The organism is Riemerella anatipestifer (genome assembly GCF_009663465.1).
Taxonomy (GTDB): Bacteria; Bacteroidota; Bacteroidia; order Flavobacteriales; family Weeksellaceae; genus Riemerella; species Riemerella anatipestifer_C.
Genome location: NZ_QXHU01000001.1, coordinates 431,964 through 457,395 on the forward strand (window position 1 = coordinate 431,964; position 25,432 = coordinate 457,395).

Annotated in this window: 23 protein-coding genes, 1 tRNA gene and 1 pseudogene; 13 read left to right on the top strand and 12 right to left on the bottom strand. The window is 33.1% G+C overall.

Annotation, left to right across the window (positions count from 1 at the left end; genetic code table 11):
* The first annotated feature begins 2 nt into the window (after nt 1-2).
* Together D1003_RS01950 and D1003_RS01955 are read left to right on the top strand one after the other, a co-directional pair.
* Nucleotides 3-266, top strand: a complete 264-nt coding sequence (locus D1003_RS01950) for a DUF3098 domain-containing protein (protein ID WP_052911210.1) — start codon at nt 3-5, stop codon at nt 264-266.
* 77 nt (nt 267-343) lie between these two features.
* The gene (locus D1003_RS01955; protein WP_153935503.1) at nt 344-1,156 is read left to right on the top strand and encodes an undecaprenyl-diphosphate phosphatase; all 813 of its coding nucleotides are present in this window, start codon (nt 344-346) and stop codon (nt 1,154-1,156) included.
* Between the two features lie 39 nt (nt 1,157-1,195).
* Here D1003_RS01955 and D1003_RS01960 read toward each other — a convergent pair whose 3' ends face one another.
* Together D1003_RS01960 and tsaD are read right to left on the bottom strand one after the other, a co-directional pair.
* Nucleotides 1,196-1,891: a 16S rRNA (uracil(1498)-N(3))-methyltransferase gene (locus D1003_RS01960; RefSeq protein WP_153935504.1), complete on the bottom strand. Its 696-nt coding sequence runs from the start codon at nt 1,889-1,891 to the stop codon at nt 1,196-1,198.
* Between the two features lie 11 nt (nt 1,892-1,902).
* Nucleotides 1,903-2,928 (bottom strand): tRNA (adenosine(37)-N6)-threonylcarbamoyltransferase complex transferase subunit TsaD, encoded by a 1,026-nt coding sequence (tsaD, locus tag D1003_RS01965; RefSeq protein ID WP_153935505.1) that lies wholly within the window; start codon nt 2,926-2,928, stop codon nt 1,903-1,905.
* 4 nt (nt 2,929-2,932) lie between these two features.
* Between tsaD and D1003_RS01970 the strand changes: the two genes are divergently transcribed.
* From D1003_RS01970 to D1003_RS01985, 4 genes are all read left to right on the top strand, one after another.
* On the top strand, nt 2,933-7,648 hold the full coding sequence (locus D1003_RS01970; protein ID WP_153935507.1) for a translocation/assembly module TamB: 4,716 nt from the start codon (nt 2,933-2,935) through the stop codon (nt 7,646-7,648).
* A 138-nt stretch (nt 7,649-7,786) separates the two neighbouring features.
* Nucleotides 7,787-8,257 carry an Lrp/AsnC family transcriptional regulator gene (locus D1003_RS01975; RefSeq protein ID WP_153935508.1) on the top strand — a complete coding sequence of 157 codons (471 nt, stop codon included), beginning with the start codon at nt 7,787-7,789 and terminating at the stop codon, nt 8,255-8,257.
* 61 nt (nt 8,258-8,318) lie between these two features.
* The gene (locus D1003_RS01980) at nt 8,319-8,696 is read left to right on the top strand and encodes a hypothetical protein (protein ID WP_153935509.1); all 378 of its coding nucleotides are present in this window, start codon (nt 8,319-8,321) and stop codon (nt 8,694-8,696) included.
* A 12-nt stretch (nt 8,697-8,708) separates the two neighbouring features.
* On the top strand, nt 8,709-9,143 hold the full coding sequence (locus D1003_RS01985; RefSeq protein ID WP_153935510.1) for an Rrf2 family transcriptional regulator: 435 nt from the start codon (nt 8,709-8,711) through the stop codon (nt 9,141-9,143).
* An 8-nt stretch (nt 9,144-9,151) separates the two neighbouring features.
* Here D1003_RS01985 and D1003_RS01990 read toward each other — a convergent pair whose 3' ends face one another.
* The 3 genes from D1003_RS01990 to dnaA form a co-directional block, all read right to left on the bottom strand.
* Nucleotides 9,152-9,856, bottom strand: coding sequence for an SAM-dependent methyltransferase (locus D1003_RS01990; protein WP_153935568.1), 705 nt, complete (start codon nt 9,854-9,856; stop codon nt 9,152-9,154).
* Nucleotides 9,856-10,302: a low molecular weight protein-tyrosine-phosphatase gene (locus D1003_RS01995; RefSeq protein ID WP_153935511.1), complete on the bottom strand. Its 447-nt coding sequence runs from the start codon at nt 10,300-10,302 to the stop codon at nt 9,856-9,858. Before D1003_RS01995 ends, D1003_RS01990 begins: the two co-directional genes overlap by 1 nt.
* Nucleotides 10,303-10,395: 93 nt before the next feature.
* Nucleotides 10,396-11,871 carry a chromosomal replication initiator protein DnaA gene (dnaA, locus tag D1003_RS02000; protein WP_153935512.1) on the bottom strand — a complete coding sequence of 492 codons (1,476 nt, stop codon included), beginning with the start codon at nt 11,869-11,871 and terminating at the stop codon, nt 10,396-10,398.
* A gap of 135 nt (nt 11,872-12,006) precedes the next feature.
* On the opposite strand from dnaA, the gene D1003_RS02005 reads away from it, so the two are divergent.
* Nucleotides 12,007-12,414 (top strand): thioesterase family protein, encoded by a 408-nt coding sequence (locus D1003_RS02005; protein ID WP_153935513.1) that lies wholly within the window; start codon nt 12,007-12,009, stop codon nt 12,412-12,414.
* A 3-nt stretch (nt 12,415-12,417) separates the two neighbouring features.
* Here the strand turns inward: D1003_RS02005 and D1003_RS11160 are convergent, their stop codons facing one another.
* The 3 genes from D1003_RS11160 to D1003_RS02015 are packed head-to-tail and all read right to left on the bottom strand — an operon-like array spanning nt 12,418 to nt 14,307.
* Complete coding sequence (locus D1003_RS11160) at nt 12,418-12,819, bottom strand: hypothetical protein (RefSeq protein WP_260393281.1); 402 nt, start codon at nt 12,817-12,819, stop codon at nt 12,418-12,420.
* 15 nt (nt 12,820-12,834) lie between these two features.
* Nucleotides 12,835-13,941 (bottom strand): M56 family metallopeptidase, encoded by a 1,107-nt coding sequence (locus D1003_RS02010; protein ID WP_260393282.1) that lies wholly within the window; start codon nt 13,939-13,941, stop codon nt 12,835-12,837.
* A gap of 6 nt (nt 13,942-13,947) precedes the next feature.
* A complete protein-coding gene (locus D1003_RS02015; protein ID WP_153935514.1) occupies nt 13,948-14,307 on the bottom strand; it encodes a BlaI/MecI/CopY family transcriptional regulator in 360 nt (119 codons plus the stop codon).
* A gap of 386 nt (nt 14,308-14,693) precedes the next feature.
* On the opposite strand from D1003_RS02015, the gene pdhA reads away from it, so the two are divergent.
* Both pdhA and D1003_RS02025 read left to right on the top strand, forming a co-directional pair.
* The gene (pdhA, locus tag D1003_RS02020) at nt 14,694-15,695 is read left to right on the top strand and encodes a pyruvate dehydrogenase (acetyl-transferring) E1 component subunit alpha (protein ID WP_153935515.1); all 1,002 of its coding nucleotides are present in this window, start codon (nt 14,694-14,696) and stop codon (nt 15,693-15,695) included.
* A gap of 78 nt (nt 15,696-15,773) precedes the next feature.
* Nucleotides 15,774-17,378 carry a 2-oxo acid dehydrogenase subunit E2 gene (locus tag D1003_RS02025; RefSeq protein WP_153935516.1) on the top strand — a complete coding sequence of 535 codons (1,605 nt, stop codon included), beginning with the start codon at nt 15,774-15,776 and terminating at the stop codon, nt 17,376-17,378.
* A 133-nt stretch (nt 17,379-17,511) separates the two neighbouring features.
* Here D1003_RS02025 and deoC read toward each other — a convergent pair whose 3' ends face one another.
* The gene (gene deoC / locus D1003_RS02030) at nt 17,512-18,258 is read right to left on the bottom strand and encodes a deoxyribose-phosphate aldolase (RefSeq protein WP_153935517.1); all 747 of its coding nucleotides are present in this window, start codon (nt 18,256-18,258) and stop codon (nt 17,512-17,514) included.
* Between the two features lie 338 nt (nt 18,259-18,596).
* Here deoC and D1003_RS02035 point away from each other — a divergent pair, with 338 nt between their 5' ends.
* From D1003_RS02035 to D1003_RS02050, 4 genes and pseudogenes are all read left to right on the top strand, one after another.
* Nucleotides 18,597-19,157 carry a hypothetical protein gene (locus D1003_RS02035; protein ID WP_153935518.1) on the top strand — a complete coding sequence of 187 codons (561 nt, stop codon included), beginning with the start codon at nt 18,597-18,599 and terminating at the stop codon, nt 19,155-19,157.
* A 142-nt stretch (nt 19,158-19,299) separates the two neighbouring features.
* A complete protein-coding gene (locus tag D1003_RS02040; protein WP_153935519.1) occupies nt 19,300-20,943 on the top strand; it encodes a peptide MFS transporter in 1,644 nt (547 codons plus the stop codon).
* A 658-nt stretch (nt 20,944-21,601) separates the two neighbouring features.
* Nucleotides 21,602-21,769 (top strand): annotated as a pseudogene (locus tag D1003_RS11425) (transposase); the annotation flags it as partial.
* A gap of 436 nt (nt 21,770-22,205) precedes the next feature.
* Nucleotides 22,206-22,781 (top strand): pyruvate decarboxylase, encoded by a 576-nt coding sequence (locus D1003_RS02050; protein WP_153935524.1) that lies wholly within the window; start codon nt 22,206-22,208, stop codon nt 22,779-22,781.
* A gap of 143 nt (nt 22,782-22,924) precedes the next feature.
* Here D1003_RS02050 and D1003_RS02055 read toward each other — a convergent pair whose 3' ends face one another.
* From D1003_RS02055 to D1003_RS02065, 3 genes are all read right to left on the bottom strand, one after another.
* Complete coding sequence (locus D1003_RS02055; protein ID WP_311709650.1) at nt 22,925-23,374, bottom strand: GAF domain-containing protein; 450 nt, start codon at nt 23,372-23,374, stop codon at nt 22,925-22,927.
* A 175-nt stretch (nt 23,375-23,549) separates the two neighbouring features.
* Nucleotides 23,550-23,621: transfer RNA gene (locus D1003_RS02060), tRNA-Arg, on the bottom strand.
* Nucleotides 23,622-23,632: 11 nt separating this feature from the next.
* Nucleotides 23,633-25,402 carry a TonB-dependent receptor gene (locus D1003_RS02065; RefSeq protein WP_153935525.1) on the bottom strand — a complete coding sequence of 590 codons (1,770 nt, stop codon included), beginning with the start codon at nt 25,400-25,402 and terminating at the stop codon, nt 23,633-23,635.
* Between the last annotated feature and the right edge of the window lie 30 nt (nt 25,403-25,432).

Sequence of the window (25,432 nt, forward strand, 5' to 3'; positions counted from 1 at the left end):
CTATGGCAGAACAAAATAATAAAGCAAACGAAAATAGTTTTTATTTCAAAAAGGACAATTATAAGTGGATGCTTATAGGTTTAGTGTGTGTAGTCCTTGGTTTTATCCTTATGATGGGCTCTGGGGCTAACACAACTCCTGATGGTAAATTTGACCCAAACTATTGGAATGAGGATATTTTTTCTATCAGAAGGATACGCATTGCTCCATTATTAGTTGTTACAGGATTTGTGATACAAGTCTATGCTATTTTGAAAAGAAAATAATCATTTTTTATAATGCAAAAAACTAAAGTCAATTGTTTCTATAATGCAATTGACTTTTGCTTTAAACTTTTTAAGTTATGAATTTTTTAGAAGCTATTATTATTGCCATTATTGAAGGTTTAACAGAGTACTTACCAGTTTCCTCTACGGCACATATGATTTTCACAAGTTCTATATTCGGAATACAAGAAGACGAATTTGTTAAAATGTTTCAAGTATCCATACAGTTGGGTGCTATCCTTGCTGTTGTATTTTTATATTGGAAAAAGTTTTTCAATTTTCAGAATTTCAATTTTTATATCAAACTTGGTTTTGCTGTAATTCCAGCATTGGTTTTGGGTTATCTATTTGATGATATGATAGAATCCGTTTTAGGAAATCCTATTCCCATCGCTGTAGTTTTAGTTTTAGGTGGCGTGGTTCTTCTATTTATTGATAAAGTATTTAAAACTCCTGAAATACATACAGAAAAAGAAATCAGTATAAAAAAAGCTGTTACCATAGGTTTTTGGCAATGTTTAGCTATGATGCCTGGTACTAGCCGAAGTGCAGCTTCCATCATTGGAGGTATGCAACAAAAACTTTCTAGAGAAGCTGCTGCCGAGTTTTCCTTCTTTCTAGCCGTACCTACCATGCTTGCCGTTACGGTATATTCTATTTTTGTAAAAAAGTGGGAATATTTAGGTGTAGAACAAAAAGGCTACGAAATGCTTACACACGGTGATAATTTAAAGTTGTTTTTAGCAGGTAATCTAGTGGCTTTTGTAGTAGCTGTAATAGCCATTAAGTTTTTTATAGGCGTGATAAAAAAATACGGTTTTAAACCTTGGGGTTGGTACAGAATTATTGTAGGAATAGCATTACTCGTCTATTTCATGGTTGTAAAATAAATCTAAAAAAGAGAATCAATATTTTTGATTCTCTTTTTTTTATAACATTTTATGATAGTTCCACGCAGCAACAAAGACTCCTGCTGTTTCCGTTCTTAATCTTTGATTGCCTAACGATACTGCTTGTACGCCTTTTTCTAGTAATAACTCTATCTCTGATGGACTAAAATCGCCTTCAGGACCAATTAAAAAACAAACTTTATCAACTAAAGGAATTTCGGATAATGATACTCGCTTAAATGCTTTATCACAATGAGCTACAAAAGTATTTTCGGCAGTTTGAGTTTGCATAAAGCTAGTGAATTTCTGTAAATCATTAACCTTTGGGAAATGATACCTCAAACTTTGTTTAGATGCCGCTATAACTTTTTTCTGAATTTTATCTATGTTGAGGTGTTTGCGTTCGGACTTCTCCGTTAATAAAAATGAAATTTCGGAAATTCCCATTTCGGTAGCTTTTTCTACAAAAAACTCTATACGGTCTATATTTTTAGTAGGAGCTATTGCAATATGCAAATAAGACGAAAATGGAGACGTCTTCGTTTGGATTTCTAAAATATCTAACTCTACTTTTTTCCCTTCAAGTACAAGGTTACCTTTTGCTACATTTCCTTTACCATCGGTTACATAAAGCTCCTCCCCTTCCTTCATCCTCAAAACCTTTGATATATGATGTTGTTCATCAGCATCTATTATCACTCTATCATTTAAAATTTCTCCAAAAAATAATTTCATATCAAAAGGTATTACTTTGCATTTAACTCATATCTTGCAGTAGCCGTTGTGGAAAGGTTGGTAAACTCTCCTCTTTCGTATTTTAATTGGGCTACCATTGCTATCATTGCGGCATTATCCGTAGTGTATTCAAATTTAGGAATATAGATATTCCAACCTAACTTTTGTTCGTTTTCTCTCATAGCCTGTCTCAAGGCAGAGTTAGCCGAAACGCCACCAGCTATGGCTATTTCTTTAATGCCTAAATCACTAGCCGCTTTCTCTAGTTTCGTCATCAATATTTCAATAATATTTTTCTGAACAGATGCACACAAATCATCTATATTTTCAGCAATAAATTGAGGATTTTTCTTTAATTCTTTTTGTATAAAGTACAGCACCGAAGTTTTAATTCCGCTAAAAGAATAATCATAACCCTCTAATTTAGGCTTATTAAATGCAAATGCATCAGGATTTCCATTTTGAGATTTCTTATCTATGATAGGTCCAGCAGGATAATCTAAATCAAATATTTTTCCTATCTTATCAAATGCTTCTCCTGCAGCATCGTCTATAGTTTTCCCAATAATTTCCATATCAAAATAGTCTTTAACCAAGACAATCATCGTATGCCCACCACTCACCGTGAGGCATAAAAAAGGAAATTTGGGCGGATTAGGATTGGCATCTTCTATAAAATGAGCCAAAATATGAGCCTGAAGGTGATTAACCTCTATCAGTGGAACTTCCAAACTCATCGCTAAAGACTTCGCAAAGGAAGTCCCTACTAGTAAAGAGCCTAAAAGTCCAGGACCTCTCGTAAAACCTATGGCACAAATCTCATTTTGTTGTATATTTGCTTTTTGTATAGATTGCTCTACGACAGGAATGATATTTTGCTGATGTGCCCTAGAGGCTAACTCTGGCACCACGCCACCGTACTCATTATGAATAGCTTGAGTGGCAGCTACATTGGAAAGAATTTTTCTACCAGAAATAATGGCTGCGGAAGTATCATCACAAGAGGATTCTATACCTAAGATAATAGATTGTTTCATAATTATGGCAAATTTAAATAATAATAACGATAACAAAAAAGATAATCCTATTTCTAACAAAATAAATGAGGCGGAGCAGCATATAGAAAAGAAAGTACAAGAAACCAAAGAGTTTTTAAAAGACGCTATAGAAAATCCCAAAGAAACCGCTGAAGAATTTGCAAAACAAGCCGCTAAAGATGTCACCAGCTACTCTTGGTGGGCTAGACTACTGTTAGTGCTTTTTTGGACACTTTTATCTTTATTTGCTATTGGATTCATTGCCATCAATCTACCTGTTACTAAAAATTGGCTTACCCAAAAGGTGGTAAACAAACTCAACCAAGACCTTAATACCCAAATAGCTTTTGAAAAAATAGACCTTAATTATTTTGGAGATGTTACGCTACATAAAGTAACTGTAAAGGACCACAGAGGCTACCATTTTATTAAGGCTAAAGAGTTGTATGCAGATTCTGATTGGTTTTCCATTTTAGCAAATTCTAGACATATCAAGTTCCAATCACTATCTATCAAAAACTTGGATATGAAAGTGATTACCTACAAAGGTGATAGCATACCTAATTTTATCCGTTTTGTAGAGCTTTTCGATAATGGTAAAAAACCAGACCCCAACAGACCTCCATTTCAACTTAAAACTCGTATAATTATTAAAGATTCTAAACTTTCTATCGTCAATCAAAATCATACAGGAGACGCGGGAAGATGGCTAGATGCCGAAAATTTAAACTTGATAATACCTGAGTTAAAAGTTAAAGGTTCAGAAGTTAGTGCTAAAGTAAATCAACTTAGAATAACGACTAAAAGATGGGGCAAAAAGCATTTTTTGGATACTTTCTCTACAGATTTTTCTCTAACCAAAGAGGCTCTTTTCTTAGACGACTTACTCATTAATACTGACCACAGCTTGCTACACGGAAGTTTAAAATTTAATCTTAACAACGGTACTTGGGCAGACTTTGGCAACAAAGTAAAATGGGATATGCAACTGAAAAAAGGTAGCCAAATAAGTGGCTATGATATCAGTTACTTTGTGAAAGATTGGGACAACTATAAGCCCATCAATACCTCGGGAAATATGACTGGCGCACTTAATAACTTTACTCTAGACCAATTTTCCATAGGTGATAATGATTCTAAAATAGTTTCATCATCTATAAAGGTTGCCAAAATACTAGATAAAAGCTTCTCCGTAGAAACCAATAGTATCTCTACAGACCTTACTTACAAAGGACTTAAAAGTCTATTTCCTAGCTTCATTTCAAAAAAAATGGGTAATGTAGCTGATGATTTTGGTAGGATAAAATACAATGGTATGCTAAAAGCTAACCCTGAACAAATTGCTCTTAGAGGAAATTTAATTTCAGGTGTTGGGCAAGCAAAAATAGACCGCTTTACTCTAAGAGAATATAGTAAAGTCCCTAAGTATAATGGTTTATTAGAAATTACTAATCTGAATGTAGCCACTATTACCAAAAATCCACAGGTTGGGCTTATTTCTGGTAGATTTGATTTAGACGGAGAAAGCTTTGACATCAATCAAATGAAACTCAGAACCAAATCTAACATCAAGCGGATAGAGCTGTTAGACAAAACCCTTAATAACCTAGTTCTAGACGGATATCTTAACAAAAAACGCTATGAAGGCATTGTAAACATAAATGATGAAAATGCTCAAGCAAATATTAGAGGTATTTTTGATTTCAGCACTCCTAGATTATATGCTAATGTAACAGCAGACATCAACCATTTGAACGCCAGCTACTTCTCTGGAAGTTCTGAAAGACAAGTTATAAGTGGATATGTAGATACAGAAGTATCTATGAAGAACATTAACGATATTCAGTTGAATGCCCATCTTAGAGAAGTTAAAATTTTATCCAAAGACCAAAAAATAACTCTTCCAACAGGAGATGTTAGAGCCTATTTCGAAGATGGAAAAAGAATCGTATCTGTAAACGCACCTAATGTAATAGAAGGTAAAGTTTCAGGAAAATTCAATCTAGCAGACATAGGTGGTATGGTGCAAAACAGTATAAGCAAATTACTAGTAACCAATCAACCTAAACGTCTATATAGAGGGCAATATTTAGATTTAGACTTCAAAATATCACAAGGATTACTCAATTTGCTTGAACCAAATTTGAGAATAAGCGATGTACTTTTGATATCTGGAAACTATAATGGTGATAACAACGATTTATTATTAAATGCAAATATCAATTATTTAAAATACATCGTCAGTAAAAAAGAAAACGAAAAGGTAAACCAAATTTTAGCAGAAACAGATGTTAGGTATAATATAAAATCTCCTGCTAAAAAGGACAGCATCATGATTGATGGACTAGCACTCAAAATAGACACCAAAAGTAGAGAAAATAATTTCTCTTTGGAAATGAACCGTACTGAATACAATAAAAATATCCTTAAAAACGTTAGTATTGTAGGCAAAAATCCTGATGGAGAACATCTACACCTTGCCATAAGGTTTTTACATGGCACCGATAAAGATGAGAAGGAAGACGCTATGAAATCTTATGCGGTTAATCTTAATCAAACAACTAATGCAAACGGTGATTATATTATAAGGTTTGAGCCTACCGAGGTTAAACTCAATAGTTTTGTGTGGAATGTAGATACTTCGCCAGAGCTTAATCACTCTATTACCTACAGGAAAAAAACAGGATTTATAGACATTGAAAATCTTAAACTCTATTCTGACGAAAGCGAAATTTTGGTCAATGGAACGTACAAGGATAGTAAAAATATCAATGCTAATATTGATGTTAAAAATGTTAACCTCTCTAAAGTATTAGCTTTAAAAGAAGGTAGCTCCGACTTAAATATTAAAGGTAACGCTAACGGAACTATAAAACTAGCCATCCTCAAAAATAATATAGAACCTATTGTAGATTTAAAAGTAGGTGGTTTCTCTATACATGACAAAAACTTAGGTGATTTACTCATAAATGCAGAAAAAACAGAGCGTCCAAATGTATTTGATATAGATGTTAAAGTGACTTCTTCGGAGATTTTTGGAAATGATAAACTCAGAATATTTGGAAAGGTAGACAATAATACCCCTTCTCCTAGTTTAGACCTCACCGCTGATTTAAATAAATTTGATTTAGCGTTTGTACAAGAGTTTGTGAAAGCTGTATTTAGTAACTTTAGAGGTAATGCCAGTGGGCAACTTAAGATAAATGGAACCCTAAACGACATCGATTATAGTGGAGATATAGCCTTATCTAAATTTGGATTTAAACTCAATTTTTCGGGAGTAGATTATTCCTTTGATGATACCATTATTCCTTTATCAAAAGGATTTGCCGCTCTCAATAACATAGGAATAAGCGATGGTAGAAGCAATTCCAAGGGTAGTGTATCTGGGGCAATTCAGTTCGACGACATTGCATCTATGGGGCTCAACCTCATTATTAGAACGGATAATCTAATGCTTTTGAATACTACTCAAAAAGATTTTGATACATTTTGGGGAAGAGTTTATGGTACAGGAGACCTCTTTGTAGATGGAGCCGTAACTGCCCTTAATATCAATGCCAAAACAAAAGTTCTTAACAATAGTGTATTTACACTCAATAGTAACTCAACAACATCGGTAGATGAATTTAAAATGCTTCGTTTTGTAGAAAGAAATGAAGACGGTATACTAAGTGTTACCAAGAAAGAAAAGTCTGGTGCAAATATGAATATAGATTTAGCACTTGATGTAGACAAAGGTTCTACTGTAAATGTACTCGTAGGTGATAATGTAGGCGATATTAGTGTAAGAGGAACTGCAGAAAACCTAAGATTTAGAATGAATAGAAACGGACAAATGTCTATGAACGGAACTTATATAGTAGACAACGGAAGCTATGTTTCAAAAGCAGTACTAGAACGTTCTTTTCAAATCGAAAAAGGAAGCAGTATTTCTTGGGATAGTAATGTGATGAATCCTGCACTTAATATTTCGGCCAACTATTATAGAACCGTAACCAATCTAGGAGAATATCTTAATGTAGGGAAACTTCCTCCTGTAAATGTAATGCTAGAGGCTAAAATCACACGGTCGTTATCTAACCCAGACATTCAGTTTGATATAAAAACCCCCGATGTTTCTAGCCAAATTAGAGAAGCCATTGCTTTCAAAATGAGCAATCCAGATGAAAGAATCATTCAATTTGGTTCTATCTTAGCACTCAATAGCTTTAATGTTGCTAACACAGACGGATTTACATTTGATATAGGAAATACAGTAACCTCTCAAGGCTACGCACTCCTAATGAAACAACTTGGCTCTGTACTTAATACTATTAGCAATCAGTTTCAGATAGATTTAGACTATATTAGAGGCGACCAAGCCGCCAATACAGCCGATAGAGCTTCTGGTAGATTAAGTTTGGCGCTTTCACCTAGAGTTAATATTAAGACAGGCTGGGGAGTTCCTATCTCCAGAAATCAAAGTACAGAAGCTAATTTCCTTTCTGGAGAAGGTATTATAGAATACGATTGGTCTAAAGGTAATGACGGTAGCCGTATTCTAAGAGTTTATTCAAAACCTTCTAATATATCTAATATTATAGGACAGAATGCAGGAGCTAACCAATCTTGGGGAGGTGGCGTAGTTTATAGCAAAAGTTTCAACCATCTTTTTAGTAGAAAAAGGAAAGATAGTACAAAATCTAAAGGGATAACTGATACTATTAAAACTAAATGACAACAATAATATTAAATTTTTATCAAAAAAATTAACAAAAAAACATCTAAAATCAACAGTAGTAATATTAAAACTTTTTTGTATTTTTGTAAGAGTTAAACTTAAATTTTTGACAATAACATAAAAAACGTTAATATTATGGACTACCGTTTGGACGAAATAGACAAAAGCATTTTAGACTACTTAGTACAAAATACTAGAATGCCCTTTACAGAAATAGCAAAAAATCTCAATGTTTCTGCAGGAACCATACATGTAAGAGTAAAAAAAATGGAAGATGCGGGGATTATCCTAGGTTCTTCTCTTAAAATAGACTACGAAAAGCTAGACTACACTTTTACTGCATTTATAGGTATACTATTAACTAAATCTAATAGAACCCAAGAAGTATTGAAACAATTAGAAAAAATCCCTAATATTATTGAAACAAGTGTAGTTTCTGGTAAATACAATATCTTCTGTAAAATGAAAGCCAAAAATACAGAAGATGCCAAGAATGTCATTTACCAAATAGATGATATTGAAGATGTTACAAGGACTGAAAGTATGATTTCTATGGAAGAATACTTGAGTGACAAAAATAGATTGATACAAGCCGTTAAAGTCTAGATAAATTATTTTTTTCATAGGAAGCCTTTGTTTTTCAGAGGCTTTTTTTTAATTTTACAAAATGGAAGACAAGCACTACTTTACTAACGAACCCAAGAAAACCAGAGGTTTTTATATCACTATCGGGATTTTGGTTATATTCACCCTTATGGGATTAGGGATTGATGTAGATGAATTTTCTCAACACGAAAGCATCAATATCCCTACTTGGTATTTTTACCTCATATTCGGTGTAGATGTGTTGGCTTTATTAGGATTACTTCTTATAGTATTATTTAGAAAGACTGGTGTTTTTTTGTTTCCTTTAGCAGTTGTAACTCACTTTATTCTACATCAATTTTATCTTTCCACATTTTTATATACAGATGTTACTAACCTGTTTTTATACGTGGGGCTAGGGCTACTAATGATTATCCCAAAATGGACATATTTTAAATAATCTTATCTAGTTATGTTTTCCAAAGCGTGCGAATATGCCATTAGGTCTGCCATTTGTATTGCCCAAAAAAGACTCAACAACCAAAGGGCTAATGTGAAAGAAATTTCGGTTTCTATTGATGCTCCCGTTGCATTTATAGCTAAAATATTACAACAACTCTGTAAGGCAAACATTATAGAGTCTGTAAGAGGACACCAAGGCGGCTTTTCTATATCAATAGAAAAACTTAAAGTTATTAAAATTTACGACATCATTACTGCTATAGATGGGGATAGTCTTTTCACTAAATGTGGACTTGGACTAAAGGAATGTTCCGCCATAAATCCTTGTCCTGTGCACAATGATTTTAGAGAAATGAAATCCAAATTAGAGTACATTACTAAAAGCTACTCTCTCTACGATTTAGCCTTAAAAACAGAACAAGGCTTAGCTTGGCTAAAAATTTAGACACTTCTTTATCTAATCGTTCCAATAATAAACACGGCTGGAATTTTGTGTAAATCAGGTTTCTCCTTTTTCCAGTTTTTAATTTCTTTTGTTTTAATAAACTCCTCACTAGGGTGAGTAACATTAGCCGCAATACAAAGCTTAGTATTAGGATTTAGAAACTTACACAAATCTTCTAGAAGTTGATTGTTTCTATAAGGAGTTTCCATAAAAATTTGTGTATAACCTGTTTTTTGTATCTGCTGCTCCAAAAACAAAATTTGTTTTTTTCTTTCTACCTTATCTATTGGAAGATAGCCATTAAAAGTAAAATTTTGTCCATTAAACCCACTTGAGATAAGAGCCAAAATAATAGATGAAGGTCCACTAATCGGCACTACTTGAATATCATTTTGATGAGCCCACTTTACCATAATATTACCAGGATCTGCAATACACGGCAGACCTGCCTCTGATAAAAGTCCAAAATCTACCCCTTTTTTCATCAAAAGCATTGCTTCTTGTAAATCTTTCTCTTCGGAATGTTTATTGAGTAAAAACAACTTTAGGTCTGATTGTTTTTTTTCAGGGCAAAAAAATTTAATTACTTTCCTTGCCGTTTTTTCATTCTCTACAAAAAAATAGTCAATCTTTAGTATATAATCCTTTATAATAGGTGCAAAATATTCTTTAGGACTTTCTTCTGACAAATACGCTGGTATAAGAAATAACATCACAAACGGGGTTTTAAATTGAGTTCTAAGACTATTCTATCACAAGCTTTATCCAACATATGGTAAACCTTTTCAAAACCACCTACACCACCATAATAAGGGTCCGGTACTTCGGCATCATCATCTAGAATAAGTACTAGTTTTTGGCGCTGCTTATCATTTTCTGCCAAAGCCATAGCATCATTGTAGTTTTGCTTATCCATACAATAGATACGATCAAAAATTTCAAAATCTTCCTTTAGCAAAGGACGGGCTCTGTGCTCGTTAATATCAATACCGTGAAAATCGGCAGTTTGGATAGACCTCGGGTCTGCTTTAGCTCCTTTGTGATAGCCACTAGTTCCTGCGGAGTCTACAAAATATTCTTCAGATATTTTAGCTCTTAGAATCCCTTCTGCCAAAGGGCTTCTACATATATTTCCCAAACAAAGCATTAAAATTTTCATAACCATTTTTTTTACTAAACCGAAAAAGGACTACCAAAAAACGATAAATGTCTTAAGATAATCCCTTTTCTAGTACTAACCTAAAAATCAAAATTATTTTCTTATTTTTTCTTTCAGTTCTTTTATATATTTTCGCATTTGTTTATCAACTTCTGCGGTATTTTTAACCGTATCACAAGCATACATTACCGTAGAATGGTCTTTGCCTCCCATTTCCTCACCTATCTTCGTAAAGGTTGCATCTGTAAATTCCTTTGCGAAATACATAGCCAACTGCCTCGGTAACGCAATATCTCTCTTCCTAGTTTTAGATAACAATTGTTCTCTTTTAATACCAAAATAATCACAAACCACCTCCTGAATATAAGGAATACTAATAACTTTCTTTTGGTTAGCTGATATTTTATTGATTGTCTCCTTCAACAAGTCTAAAGTTAAATCAGACTTATAAATAGTAGAATAAGCGATAACCGCATTGATAACTCCAATCAATTCTCTTACGTTGGACTGTACCTCACCCGCTAAGAAATCTATCATATCCTCACTAAGAGCAATACCATCTCTATGGAGTTTATCCACGATGATTTTTCTTCTAGTGTCGTAATCTGGTGATTTAATCTCAGCTGTAAGTCCCCATTTGAAACGAGATACTACTCGCTCCTCAATATCCATAATATCCGCTGGAGCCTTATCCGAAGTCAAGATAATTTGCTTTCCATTTTGATGCAAATAATCGAAAATATGGAAGAATGAGTCTTGTGTTGCTTTTTTACCAGACAAAAACTGAATATCATCTACAATAAGAACATCTAACATCTTATAGAAGTTAGCAAAGTCCTCTCTACTATTGGCATTACCTCTATTAGAATTAGCTGCTTTTATAAACTGCTGTATAAATTTCTCTGACGATAAATAATGTACAACTTTGTCTGGATATGCATTTTTAATTTCTAAACCAATTGCTTGAGCGATATGTGTCTTTCCTACCCCAACGCCACCATAGATAAACATTGGGTTAAAAGAAGTTTCTCCAGGTCTTTTAGCGATAATTTTAGCCGCAGAAAAAGCAAATTTATTACTTTCCCCCTCCACAAAATTATCAAATGAATGTACTGGATTAAGGTTAGACTCTACGCTTATTTTTTTTAAACCAGGTACTACCAGAGGGTTTTGTATTTTACCAGACAAAGACGGTGGCATAATTTCCTGTGGTTTTGGTGCTGGCGTACTCATACCTTTCATATGAGTGGTTGGCTGCTGTAGCTGTTGATTCTCCTGATTTTTTTTATCCAGTACGGAGTACCATAGCTTAACACCTCTACCTATATTTTTTCTAAGTGCTGCCGATAACAATGGTAAATAGTTTTCCTCTATGTACTCTTTATAGAAATCACTAGGGACACCTATGGTCAAATTGTTGTTAACTAATGATATTGGTTGTACCCTATCAAACAACAAATGGAACGAGCTTCCTAGCTTCCCCATAGCATCTCCTTGCTCCATAGCACTAAGATTATCCTTCATAAATTGTAGGCATCTATCCCAAATAATGAACAAATCTTGCTCCATTGTTGTTATTTAAATTTTAGTTAATTTTTTGACCTTAATTGGAGGGCAAATATCTGAGTTTTTAATTTTAAAAAAAAGTGTTTGCTCCCTTGATTTTTTAGAAATATATTTGTATGTATAAAAGAAAAACTTGATATGATACATACAGTACATTCAGTACGAGTAAGATATGGAGAAACCGACCCTATGAAGTATGTTTACTACGGAAATTATGCCGAATATTTTGAGGTTGCACGAGTAGAACTATTCCGTAATATTGGGATTGCTTATGATGAGATAGAAAACAGAGGCATTTGGCTCCCTGTGTCTGAATATCATACTAAGTATTTGAAACCCGCTCGTTATGATGAAGTTTTAGAAATTCATACATTTATTAAAAAACTTCCCGATGGTGTAAGGATTGTTTTTGACTATGAAATCTACAATCCTAAAGGCGAGAAAATAACGGAAGCCTCCACCACCCTTTTCTTCCTAAATGCAAAGACAGGGCGAATAATGCCCTGCCCTGATTTTCTACTGGATTTAATGAAACCTTATTTTTAAAAATTAATTACCAACTTTTACTGCTTCTAAAGCGACACGGCGAGCTTCCTCTGCTTTTTTAGCAGCCTCCTTAGATATTTTTGAGGCTTCTTCAGCAGCTCTTCTACTTTCATTAGCCAATTGTTCCGCATTTTTTGCTTCTTTTTCTCGCAATTTAGAAAGGTTTTCTCTCTGCTTTGCTTCTTCATAATAAGATTGACAATATTCTCCTATTTTTAAAGAAGACTTTTCTATACCTTCTAAAATACGCTTATAACGAGGAGCATCATAAATTCCGTCCAACTGACTATACAAGCGTTCCAACTCTTTAAACTGCTCCTCAGAATTTGATTTTGCAGAAATAGAGCTTCTCAATTTTTCTATTTCAACTCTTATTTTTTCCTCTTTTTTTCTTTGTGATTCCAAGGCTTTTCTGTACTTTTAAATCCTTTTTCGCTCCTTTTTAATAGCCTTTCTAAAATCTTCATTGGGCTTTCTCAATGTATCGATTTTGACTCCTACACTTTTACTTTCAACTTCATACACAAATTCTTGTGATATTACCTTATCATTACTTCTGCTTTCACTCTTTTGTGAAACCAACTTACTAACTTCAACCTTAGGATTGTTATGATTTTCCAAATCATTAACCTTATGTTCTATGACTTTGTTTAAGGCTACAATCTCTTTGTTTTTGGTATTAACAGCATAGATAAACACTACACTAAATACTAACGGTAAGGCTAACACTTTTCTAATGTAAGCAAACTTTGTTTTTGATTTTTTTAACATAATAATTCTTTTTTTAAGGTTAGATGACAAAAATGGATTGGTTGCTGGAAAAACTTTTCCCGAAAAATGATGCTCTAAAATCATTTTCGCAAACGACTGAGTATCACCTTTTTTTACAGATTGACTATCAGCTAAATACTCGTGAATTAAACTCAATTCTTTTTTTATTAAATAAAAAATAGGATTAAACCAAAATATAGATTGAAATAAAGAAACTATAAACTTATCCCAAGAATGACCTTGCGCTATATGTACCATCTCGTGTTTTAGGATTTGACGCCCTAAATCCGTATCAATAGCAATACTATTCTTCCAAAATAAATTTTTAAAGTATGAAAATGGAGCTTCTTCCAAATCGGTTTTATAAAAGTTAATCCCTTGAAAATTAATTTTTTCATATTTATTTTTCAGTTTTGACAATCGCCACATTCCCAATAATAATCTGAATAAAAACATTACCGATACCAAAGCTACTATTACCTCTAAGAAGTAAAACAGAATAGCATAAGATTCTTGTTTATACTTTGGTGAATAACTCTTAAATTCACTCATTAGCATAAATACCTTTGGATTCACTTCAATGGTAAAATATTCCACTTTAAGCAATGGGAATAATATGCTTACAAACAAGGTAAACATCAAATAAAACCTATTATAATGATGGAAAGTCTTATCTTTTAAAAAGATAAAGTAATAAGCGTATAAAACTCCCGAACAAACCAAAGATTTTATAATGTAGGTCATTAGAGATTCCATAACTGGTTATTTTTTAAGTTCTTTTAATAATAACTCTAAATCTTCCACCGACATCTGTTTTTCTTCTACTAGAAAAGAAACAGCTTCTTTATAAGACCCTCCAAAATAGTTTCTAATAATACCTCCAAAAGATTTTTTACTATACTCTTTTTGGGAAATTATAGGGAAATATTCGTGTTGTCTACCATACACACGATAATCTACAAACCCTTTTTCCTTAAGAACCTTAAGTATTGTAGATACTGTATTGGTATGAGGCTTGGGCGCTGGAAAAAACTCTAATATATCCTTTAAAAAGCCTTTTTCTAATTGCCACAGATATTGCATTACCTGTTCTTCCGCTTTGGTAAGTTGTTTTATTTTCATATCACTATAAATTTAGTGATACAAATATATAACTATATTTTAAATATACAACTATTTTTTTAGTGATAATTTTATTTCCATAACCTTTTAGGAATATTGTAAACTAATTTTCTACCTCTTATCATCATGCCACAGATTTAATACATACTATTTTTTTATCTAATATTCAAAATTTCACAACAAAACTCACAAGTCTGATACATACTCATTCATATTCTCTTAACCATAAAAACATTTTAACGATGAATCACTTTTTAATTACCTATCGTAATATATTTTAAAAAGCTTATTAACCTAAAACTTGAACTTGTATTCAACAAACTTTTTGAAAGAGTATTATATTAAATGAGATTTTTCTTACTTTTGCAATATATTTGAAAATAGCTATGAAAGAATTTTCCAAAGAAGTTTACCTTAAGTGGTATGAAGATATGACTATGTGGAGACGCTTCGAAGATAAGTGTCGTTCTCTTTACTTAAAACAGAAAATTAGAGGTTTTTTACACCTTTATAATGGGCAGGAAGCGATACCAGCAGGATTTACCCATGCTATGGATTTAACCAAAGATAGTATGATAACAGCTTATCGTTGCCACATACATCCTATGGCGATGGGAGTAGACCCTAAGAAAATTATGGCAGAGCTATGTGGTAAGGCTACAGGAACTTCGCAGGGTATGGGAGGTTCTATGCATATTTTTAGTAAAGAACACCGCTTTTATGGTGGACATGGTATTGTTGGTGGGCAAATTCCTTTAGGAGCGGGTATTGCATTTGCGGATAAATATTTTGATAGAAAAGCGGTTAATATTTGTTTTATGGGAGATGGTGCCGTTCGTCAAGGGTCTTTACATGAAACATTTAATATGGCAATGAACTGGAAACTTCCAGTAGTTTTTGTTTGTGAAAACAACCAATATGCGATGGGAACCTCTGTGAAAAGGACAGCTAACCACGAAGATATCTATAAACTAGGTTTAGGTTATGAAATGCCTTGTTTACCAGTAGATGCTATGGATCCTGAAAAAGTGGCTGAAGTAGCTTTTGAAGCTATAGAAAGAGCAAGAAGAGGAGATGGTCCTACATTCATAGAAGCTAGAACTTATCGCTACAGAGGGCACTCAATGTCTGATGCAGAGCCTTATAGAACTAAAGAGGAGGTGGCTATTCACAAAGAGCAAGATCCTATTGAACTAGTAAAACAGAGGATTTTAGATAACAAATGGGCTACAGAGGCAGAGCTAGAGCAACTTGATGAAAATTCTAGAGCTTTCGTAGAAGAATGTGTGGAATTTATGGAGAACTCTCCGTTCCCAGATGCTGAAAAGGTCTATGAATATGTTTATTCTACATCAGATTATCCTTTTTTAGATAAATTAGAAAACTAAAATTTAAGTGAAGATTATGATTAAGGAATAAAATTTTTATTCTTTGAACATAATATAGAACATAATAAATAAAATAATATGGCAGAAATAATTACAATGCCTCGCCTTTCTGATACAATGACGGAAGGTAAGGTTTCCAAATGGCATAAGCAGGTTGGAGATGCTGTAAAGGAAGGAGATATTCTTGCAGAAATAGAAACAGATAAAGCGGTTCAGGATTTTGAATCAGAGATTAACGGAACACTACTCTATGTGGGAGTAAGCGAGGGAAATGCAGCTCCTGTAGATACTATTTTGGCGATTATAGGGAAAGAAGGCGAAGATATTTCAGGACTTGTAGGCGATAATCAAAGTACGCCTCAACCAGCTTCATTGGAAAAAAGTGACTCTGTAGAAAATACGATAACTGAACCTACATCATCAGTAGAGATACCTAAAGGCGTTGAGGTAATTAATATGCCTCGTCTGTCTGATACAATGACAGAAGGTAAAGTAGCCAAATGGAATAAAAATGTAGGAGATACGGTAAAAGAAGGAGATATTTTAGCTGAAATTGAAACAGATAAAGCCGTTCAAGATTTTGAATCAGAATTTAACGGAACTCTTTTATACCAAGGTGTAGGAGAAGGAGAAGCGGCAGAAGTAGATAAAATATTAGCCATTATAGGACCTGCTGGAACAGATGTTTCTGCTATTGTTTCTAATGGTGGAGTGGTTAGTAAGCCTCAAGCTCAACAAGAACAGTTAAGTGTAGCTTCTGGCCCAAAAGTGGAAAATGTTTCTACATCTAATGCTAGTGTTTCAACAGATAGAGTGGCTATTTCTCCATTGGCTAGAAAAATGGCAGAGGAAAAAGGTATAGATATTACAAATCTAAAAGGTTCTGGAGAGAACGGAAGGATAGTAAAGAAAGATATAGAAAACTATCAGCCAAACGCAACAGAACAACATTCTGCTTCTGTAACACCAGCTGCAGCACAAGTAGCTATGAATTTTGTAGCTGGAGAAACTACAGAAACCCCTAACTCTCAAGTTAGAAATGTAATTGCAAAAAGGCTTTCTGAAAGTAAGTTTTCAGCACCTCATTACTATCTAATGGTGGAGGTAAATATGGATAAGGCTATTACAGCTAGAAAAGAAATTAACTCACTTCCTGACACTAAAGTATCGTTTAACGATATGGTGATTAAGGCAACTGCTATGGCTCTTAGAAAGCACCCTCAAATCAATAGTAGTTGGGCTGGAGATAAGATTATTCACCACGGTAGCATCAATATTGGTGTGGCAGTGGCTATTCCAGACGGATTAGTAGTACCTGTATTAAAGAATGCTGACTTTATGAATTATAGTCAAATTTCTGCAGGAGTTAAAGATATGGCTTCTAGAGCAAAATCTAAAGGTCTTAAAGCTAACGAAATGGAAGGTTCTACATTCTCAATATCCAATCTTGGAATGTTTGGAATAGAGACATTTACTTCTATTATCAATCAACCGAATTCTTGTATACTTTCGGTAGGAGCTATCATAGAGAAACCTGTGGTTAAAAATGGACAAATTGTAGTGGGCAATACTATGAAGTTGTCTTTAGCGTGTGACCACCGTGTGGTAGATGGTGCTACTGGTGCAGAGTTTTTGCAAACATTAAAAACTTATCTAGAAAATCCGTTTGCATTATTGGTTTAATATTTGCAAATATTTTAATAAAATTAAAACTCCATACCAAAAGGATATGGAGTTTTTTTATGGCTTATATTTATAATAAAATAACCTCTACTAAAAAAGCAAAGGTTATTTTTCAATAATATGTTTTTATTTCTTAGTATCCTTCCGAAGCGTTTTCACCTTTTACAAGAGCTATTGCAGAAGAAGTACCTATTCTTTTCACCCCTAGAGCAATCATTTTTTCGGCGTCTTCTGGTGTTCTTACTCCACCTGCAGCTTTTACTGGAAGTTTCCCCGCATTTTCTAGCATTATTTCAATACCTTCAAAAGTAGCACCGTTAGGCTTGCCTCCCTCTGTTTGGTAGAAACCAGTGGAAGATTTTACAAAAATATTTTCTAGGTCTTCTTCCTTAAAAGTATCTGTAGCCCAAGTTGCAATTTTTTTAGTCAAATCCGCTATTTGAGCATCTGTAAGAGCTGCTATTTCAATAATCCACTTAGCTATCTTTTTATGGTTTAAACAAAGTTCTGTGCAACGAAGAAACTCGTCTTTAACTAAATCATTCTCGCCGTTTTTATAGGCAGTATAATTGATAACAAAATCTAGTTCATCAGCACCATCTTCTATTGCCTTTTGAGCTTCATTTAGTTTTGATTCTATACTTGCCGTACCTTCGTGAAACCCAATTACAGTACCCAATACTACTTTCGCATTTTTTTGAGTTAAATAATCTTTAGTTTCTTTAACAAAATCAGGGCGAATCATCACAGCAAAAAGCCCATTATCAATTGCTTCATCAGCTAGTTCTCTTACTTTTGCTTTAGTTTCTTCTAAAGTGAGTCCAGATTGTTCAGGGGTTTTGAGATAAGTAGAATCTAGGTAGTTTTTTACATTTATCATTGCTTTTATTTTTAAGAGTTAAAATAGGAAGCAAAGATACGAAAGTTTCCTCTTTTCTAAATGGGACAATCCAATGACTTTTGTAATGAATTGAAAAAGTAATTAAATTCCGGCGCATCTGTTATCCTTGATAATATATTCAAAATACAAATTAATTATTCTACAATTTTAAACGATTGTTCATTTAAATTAAAATAACAAACTACTGAAAAAATTATTTATAATATATAATTTAATATTATTTCAGTATAAAATATCCAATTAAACTCTATATTCACTAATAAAGTTTGGCACAGTTTTGACATACAGCCAATGAAATCAAAAATAAATTTTTCACAATGAAAATGATTAAACAAACACTTCTTTTAGCAAGCTTTTTAGCAGTAGGGGTAGTAGGTGCTCAAACTAAAAGTATGAAGAACATGATTAAAGTAGGTATTAACGCAGGTGTAGCTACAGGAGATAACACTTCTGCTAATTTAGGCGGTAATATTTCTTATCAGCACTTGGTAACTCCAGGGTTTGGGCTGGGCTTAGCCTCTGGATATAACCACTTTTTTGCTAAAGACAATGGAGATATTAAAAATAATGATTTTGGCGTAGTTCCAGTTGCAGCTCTATTTAGAGTGTATCCACAAAAAACTGGTTTTTATGGAGGTGCTGATTTAGGTTATGGATTTATCGTAGGTAATGATAAAGTAGCTTCTAACTATACAACAGCAATGCCTGATGGTGGTTTCTACTTAAGACCAGAAATTGGTTACCATAATAGAGATTGGAACTTCTTTATCCAATATACTAAAGTATTTACGGGAGATAATGGTAAAATTGGTAATCAAGCTTTTGATACAGGAAGTATAGGAGCTGGCTTCTCATATAACATTCCGTTAGGAGAGTAAAAAATTAGAACTTAGTTAAAGTGGATAATATGCGATGTAGATTCTTTCTATATCGCATTTGCTTTTTTGTTATTTCTATATGATTGAGATTTATTATAGAAAATAACTATATTTGTTACCCATTAAACAAAACGATAATTTTATGAAAACAAAACATCCTAAAGGACTGCCTTTTTTATTCTTCACCGAAATGTGGGAAAGGTTTGGCTATTATCTCATTTTGGGGATTTTCGTGCTTTATATGATTGATCCTACAGAGACAGGTGGTCTCGCTTTTGATGATAAAAATGCTGATGATATATTTGGTACTTTTATCGCGTTAACTTATCTCACTCCATTTCTTGGAGGTTTTTTAGCGGATAGATTGTTAGGCTATATTAAGGCAGTTTACATTGGAGGATTGCTTATGGGGTTGGGTTATATTGGTTTAGGAGTTTTTAAAGATATGCCTATGTTTTGTACCTCATTAGGCCTTATTATTGTAGGAAATGGTTTTTTTAAACCTAGTATCTCTACATTACTTGGGAATTTGTACTCGGAAGAGCCTTATAAAGCTAATAAAGATGCTGGATACAACATATTCTATATGGGAATAAATATAGGGGCTTTTGTTTGTAATATTATTGCCGCATTTATGAGAAATAAATTTGGCTGGGGGGAAGCCTTTATTACCGCAGGAGTAGGAATGTTTTTAGGACTTATTATTTTCAGTTTAGGAAGAAAGCATATCTTAAATGCTAATATTATTAAACCAGTTCAGGAAGGTGATACTAAGATTAGTGCCATATTGATGAAAGTATTTTTACCTGCGATTTTAGTGGGAGTTTTAGGTTGGTTTATTCCAGGTAATATCTTTGGAGCGGATAGTACCGATGCATTTATTTTTGCGTGTATTCCTGTGATTATCTTCTATGTTTCTCTTTATGTAAAAGCTAATAAGGAGGATAAAGCTCCTATTGGTGCACTGTTAGCGATATTTGCGGTAAGTCTAATGTTTTGGGCTGTATTTAAACAAAACGGAACTGCACTTACGAGATGGGCAAAATACTACACTGATAGAAGTGTACCTTCTGTTGTAGAAAAACCTTTGGCTGACATCTATTTAGTAGATACTAAAGACTACAAAACCCGAGAAGTACCTGTGTATGATGAGCAATATCAGGCAGTAAAAGATGCAAACGGTAATCCTCTTAAAGAGCAAGGAAAGGATATCTATTTTAGAAATATAGATGAGGTACAAAAACAAGAATTAGAGGCTAATCCTAATGATAAGGTTTATCTTTACAATACAGAACTATTTCAATCTATTAACCCATTTTGGGTAATTTTGCTTACGCCAGTAGTAGTAGGCTTTTTTGTAATGCTTAGAAAAAAAGGAAAAGAACCCACAACCCCAGCCAAAATAGTTTTAGGACTATTTATCTCTGCTCTTAGTTGTTTGGTTATGGTGGGTGCAGTATATGCAGGAGATAATGGTTTAGTAAAAGTTTCTGCTATGTGGCTTGTGGCAGCTTACGGTGTGATTACGGTTGGTGAATTATGTTTATCCCCTATGGGATTATCTTTAGTGTCTAAACTATCACCTCCTAGAATTACAGCTTTGATGATGGGTGGATTTTTCCTATCCACCGCCATAGGTAATAAACTTTCAGGGGTGTTATCTAGTATGTGGTACAGTTATGATAACAAGGCCAACTTCTTTTTAGTAAATTTCGTATTACTCTTGTTGGCAACTCTACTAGGATTATCAATACTGAAAAAACTAAATAAAGTGATGAAAGAGTAAGAACAAAATTCTAGAGCTACCAACTCATTCCCCCCGCGGTAGTGTTGGTAGCTTCAATTTTAATCATCTAATTCGTGATTAAATTACGAATATTTCCTTACGCTACCCCTGCAATTTTGATATTTCAGTCCACTACCCTATACTGTATTTTCTCCTCAAAAACACCTAAAATGCCTTTATCATATTAGTCGTTAAAAAGGTTTAGTAGGCATTCGTTTATCTAAAATTCACTTAAACTCGGGATAAGGATATAAAAAACATTAGGAAAGAAAAGTAATAATTTTCGCATTTAAAATTCTAAAATTCAAATACTTAACAAGATATCACTTATGAATTTGGAGTACCAGATTACGAATATTTTTATAAAAGTTGATGATTTTGTAAAGAATTTGACGAGAAAATTTCTAAAATAAAGATTCAAACACTTTCAAGTGAGGTAAAAGTAGGAGTAGATCGTCTATAATATCGGATTTTGAAATCATTATCATCATGACTGGTTTCCACCTTGGGCTCACACTACATTTAAGCATTACTACGAGCAGATTGTCTGTGGTTATTGGAAGGATTTATTCCCCAAAACGCTCTCTTACAATAGATTTTTGGAATTAAAGCAGTTTTTTCTTTATTCTTAAAAGAAAAGTGACTAGGAAAATGCACTGGCATCAGTTTTGTGGGCTGTACTACTTTGAAGGTTTGTAGGAACCAACCAATCCATAGCCACAAAGTATTCAAGGGATTAATCGAACGAGGAAAGTCTTCTATGAGTTGGTTTTACGGCTTTAAACTACATTTGATATGTAATGAAAAGAGAGAGCTTTGTATTTAACCAAGGAAAATGTGGATGACAAAACCCCTAAACACATAAAAAATGACCGAGCAGTTGTTCGGGAAACTGTTTGCAGATAAGGGATACCTCTCAAAAGCTTTCCTAGAGATGGTGTTTGCAGAATATTCTAGGAAGTTTGGCAACTTACCATTTTTCCCCTAAAAAACTATCACTTAACTTATAAAGAGTAAATGACGGTCAATTATTTTTTAAATGTCACTTAACCCGAATTCAGGTTAAATTAAAAATTAATTTGCACTAAATATACAACATATTGAATAATAATTTTCAAAATTATTACAATAAACTATAACCTCTTCTATATAACTTATTCTGTATAGAGTTGTTATTTCTAAAAAAGCAGCATCGAAGTCTTACCATATAAGGTATTGCACCAATCACCTTTAAAAGAGTATATTTGCATTGTAAAATACGTATGAAAAAATTTTTAATTTTAACAGGTATATCCGTTTTTCTAATTTGCACCATAAGATGTTCTGCATGGGGTGATAATCTTGGCTACCTTAATAAAAATATCAAAATAAAAAAGGTAAAAAAGGTGATATACTTTAATCCAGTAATCATTCCAGAAATACCAGAAATATACACTCCTACATATAACGCATTCTACAGTGCTGCAAGCGATTTTTTGAAAGATAGAAATGGTGGGAAAATTTTAAGAGTAGATTGCATCATGTCTTATGAAAACATTGATACCGAATACATTAGAGAAATTTGTCTAAACAATAATGCCGAAGTTGCACTAATCCCAAAGGTAAAATATTTTAAGGTGGGTTTTGGACGTTATATTTTTTCTAATCAGGTACTTGTAAGTGCTAAACTTTATGATGCCGACGGAAATTTCATTATAGAAACCTCCTACGACACCTATAAAGGTAATGCTAGACTTCTCGGAAATGCAGAAAACTCTGTAAAAATAGGCACCGTAGGTATGCTAAGAAAAATGAATAAAGAAATTAGACGCTACAAACTCAATTCTGAATCGTTATAAAACCTTCAATCTAATTTCAACCATCATTTAAAGGAGTCTATCTAAAATTTAAAACAGATTCTTGAAATTTTATTCTAAATCAAATTTAATATATCATAAGAGTATTCCTCTAAAAGAACGATTACACAACGACATATTGAAAATTATAATATAGTTACAACCTCACTACAAAGCCATTCCAAAAGCTCTACATCTTCCTTTGTAAAGGGATTTATTGTATGCGAATCTATATCTATTTGACCTATATTCTCTCCATTTTTTATGATGGGAACTACCAATTCTGCTTTAGTATCTATGGAACACGACAAATAATTATCTTCAGCCATAACATCTGGTACCTCAAAAGTTTGGTTAGAAACAGCCACTTGCCCACAAATTCCCCTACCGAAAGGAATAACCGTATGATCCGTAGGAGCTCCTACATAAGGTCCTAATATGAGTTCTTCTTTATTTCCATTTTTAAAATAAAATCCCGTCCAATTAAAATAGCTTTTTTCTTGGTCTAAAATTTCACAGATTATTTTGAGTTTTTCATCCTTATGAAGATGACTATCAGAAATAACTTTTGATAACTTTATTTTTAAATTTTCCACACCTAGTTTAAATTATATATTCTCTATTATTTTCTTTGTTATGGTAGTTTACTACCTCCTTATTTTTCATTTTTAATAGTTTGAAAACTTTAAATACATCTAACATTCAGCGCCTTACAATAAAACCCACAAGCCTGATATATAACCCGCAGAAAATGCCTAAAAGCGTGGTTTGTAGCCCTATGAGGAATCGAACCTCAACCTAAAGAACCGGAATCTTTAATTCTATCCATTAAACTATAGGGCCCCTTATTTTATTTAAAACTTAATTTTAAGTCCACCCATAATTTGCGTACCTAAAACTTTATAGCCATAATAATTTTGGTAATTAGCTCCTAAAAGATTATTACCGAGTGCAAAAATACTGAAATTCTTGTTAATCTGATATTCCGCTGAAATATTAAGGTCTGCATAACCACCTACTTTTTGATTATCAATCTCTTCTGCTGCGTATATAGGAGTAGAAATTAGGATACCTGAAGGATTGATAGAAAAACGATTAGCCGTTCTATCACTTACAAAAAAGCCTCTAAATCCTAACAATAATTTATCTTTAAGTGTTTGATATTTTGCTCCTATTGATGCTTGTAACAAAGGTCTATAATAAACATTGGCATTGTTTTCTAAATTATATTTTTGGAACTGAATATTTCCATCTAAAACTAGGGACGCTAAAGGTTTATACTCTACCTCGCCTTTAATTTGGCTAAGAGTACCATTGTGATAAGTAGTAGAAAAAGTATTAGCATAATCATATCCTAATCTTGAGTTGTCGTCCATTAGGTTAGAAAACAAATAGTTACCTCTAAAGAACATCATATTATCCAATTTACCGTAACTAGCTTTAACATCGTACTTAATTTGTTCAGAAATTATTCCTTTAACACCAAAATAAAACTGATATTTAGTATGTGTAGGTTTTAATTCTAAATCAGATACCAAAAACGGATTCTGTTCCAATAATTCCGAATAAGTATTGAATTGAAGCCCACTCTCTACCCCACCATATAAATTAACTTCTGGAGTTGTCGCTACGAATAGTTCCGCTTGAGGGAACCAATAGAAACGGTTAGACTTTTGTTGAACTTCGTTCAGCTCTGTTAAACTAGAACTTAATAGATTAAATCCAGAACCAATTTTTAAGTAAGATTGCCCTTTTTTAAAAGTGATTTTGGGCGATAATCCACCACCAAAATAACGAGAATTATGTTGATTTAAAATATTAAACTGAGTGTTTACCATATCCATTTTTACACCCAAATCCAAATTAACATCTAAATCTTGACCTAATTTTAAATGATGTTTAGACAGATTTACAAGAGCGTCTATCTGGCTTTCATTAGCTTTAAATCTATCTCTAATAGCTGAAGTTTTTACAGTGATATCATTAAGAATTTCGTTGGAGTAAAAATCATAATTTCCACTTATCTGAAAACGACTGTATTTTTGTCCCAAATCAGTATCAGCACTAGGCACCAAGGCATAGATGCCATAATAATTATAATCATTAAGACCTACAGAAGTAGTAAGATTAGCCTTGCCTTTTTCTCCAAAATGATTAAGAAATCCTGAAATTTCCGCTTGTTTCTGTGAGGAATTCCAAGTGTATTGCTTCTTTAAACCTTCATTAGATAGATAATGCACATTTGCACCTACCTCTAAATTATCTTGCATTTTACCAGAAACATTAGCATCGGCTAAAAATTGATTGTAATTACCATAACCTATTCTAAAGTAGTTTCTTAGATAATTTCTATTGAATTCTGGCGAAATATCTTCACCTTGTATTGCCGAAGTTTTGAAATCCGACAATACAGGTACATTCACCACTTCGTAATTTATAGGCTCTTGCTGTTTTTCTTCAGGTGGATAATTTTTTTCTATAGCTACAGAAGTTTTCTTTTTTTCTATACGTTTAACTTCGGGCTCTCTTTTGCGGTCTAGGATAAGTTTTTCCTCTTTAATCTGAGCTAACGAGATACCTCCCCAACCTAACAATATTAGTGCTATTATTTTATGTTTATTCATTTTCAATTCTAATTTTTTAATCGCTAAAAA

Coding starts and splice junctions, on each gene's coding strand:
- D1003_RS01950 (WP_052911210.1), top strand. CDS start 3: ATGGCAGAACAAAATAATAAAGCAAACGAAAATAGTTTTTATTTCAAA.
- D1003_RS01955 (WP_153935503.1), top strand. CDS start 344: ATGAATTTTTTAGAAGCTATTATTATTGCCATTATTGAAGGTTTAACA.
- D1003_RS01960 (WP_153935504.1), bottom strand. CDS start 1,891: ATGAAATTATTTTTTGGAGAAATTTTAAATGATAGAGTGATAATAGAT.
- tsaD (WP_153935505.1), bottom strand. CDS start 2,928: ATGAAACAATCTATTATCTTAGGTATAGAATCCTCTTGTGATGATACT.
- D1003_RS01970 (WP_153935507.1), top strand. CDS start 2,933: ATGGCAAATTTAAATAATAATAACGATAACAAAAAAGATAATCCTATT.
- D1003_RS01975 (WP_153935508.1), top strand. CDS start 7,787: ATGGACTACCGTTTGGACGAAATAGACAAAAGCATTTTAGACTACTTA.
- D1003_RS01980 (WP_153935509.1), top strand. CDS start 8,319: ATGGAAGACAAGCACTACTTTACTAACGAACCCAAGAAAACCAGAGGT.
- D1003_RS01985 (WP_153935510.1), top strand. CDS start 8,709: ATGTTTTCCAAAGCGTGCGAATATGCCATTAGGTCTGCCATTTGTATT.
- D1003_RS01990 (WP_153935568.1), bottom strand. CDS start 9,856: ATGTTATTTCTTATACCAGCGTATTTGTCAGAAGAAAGTCCTAAAGAA.
- D1003_RS01995 (WP_153935511.1), bottom strand. CDS start 10,302: ATGAAAATTTTAATGCTTTGTTTGGGAAATATATGTAGAAGCCCTTTG.
- dnaA (WP_153935512.1), bottom strand. CDS start 11,871: ATGGAGCAAGATTTGTTCATTATTTGGGATAGATGCCTACAATTTATG.
- D1003_RS02005 (WP_153935513.1), top strand. CDS start 12,007: ATGATACATACAGTACATTCAGTACGAGTAAGATATGGAGAAACCGAC.
- D1003_RS02010 (WP_260393282.1), bottom strand. CDS start 13,941: ATGGAATCTCTAATGACCTACATTATAAAATCTTTGGTTTGTTCGGGA.
- D1003_RS02015 (WP_153935514.1), bottom strand. CDS start 14,307: ATGAAAATAAAACAACTTACCAAAGCGGAAGAACAGGTAATGCAATAT.
- pdhA (WP_153935515.1), top strand. CDS start 14,694: ATGAAAGAATTTTCCAAAGAAGTTTACCTTAAGTGGTATGAAGATATG.
- D1003_RS02025 (WP_153935516.1), top strand. CDS start 15,774: ATGGCAGAAATAATTACAATGCCTCGCCTTTCTGATACAATGACGGAA.
- deoC (WP_153935517.1), bottom strand. CDS start 18,258: ATGATAAATGTAAAAAACTACCTAGATTCTACTTATCTCAAAACCCCT.
- D1003_RS02035 (WP_153935518.1), top strand. CDS start 18,597: ATGAAAATGATTAAACAAACACTTCTTTTAGCAAGCTTTTTAGCAGTA.
- D1003_RS02040 (WP_153935519.1), top strand. CDS start 19,300: ATGAAAACAAAACATCCTAAAGGACTGCCTTTTTTATTCTTCACCGAA.
- D1003_RS02050 (WP_153935524.1), top strand. CDS start 22,206: ATGAAAAAATTTTTAATTTTAACAGGTATATCCGTTTTTCTAATTTGC.
- D1003_RS02065 (WP_153935525.1), bottom strand. CDS start 25,402: ATGAATAAACATAAAATAATAGCACTAATATTGTTAGGTTGGGGAGGT.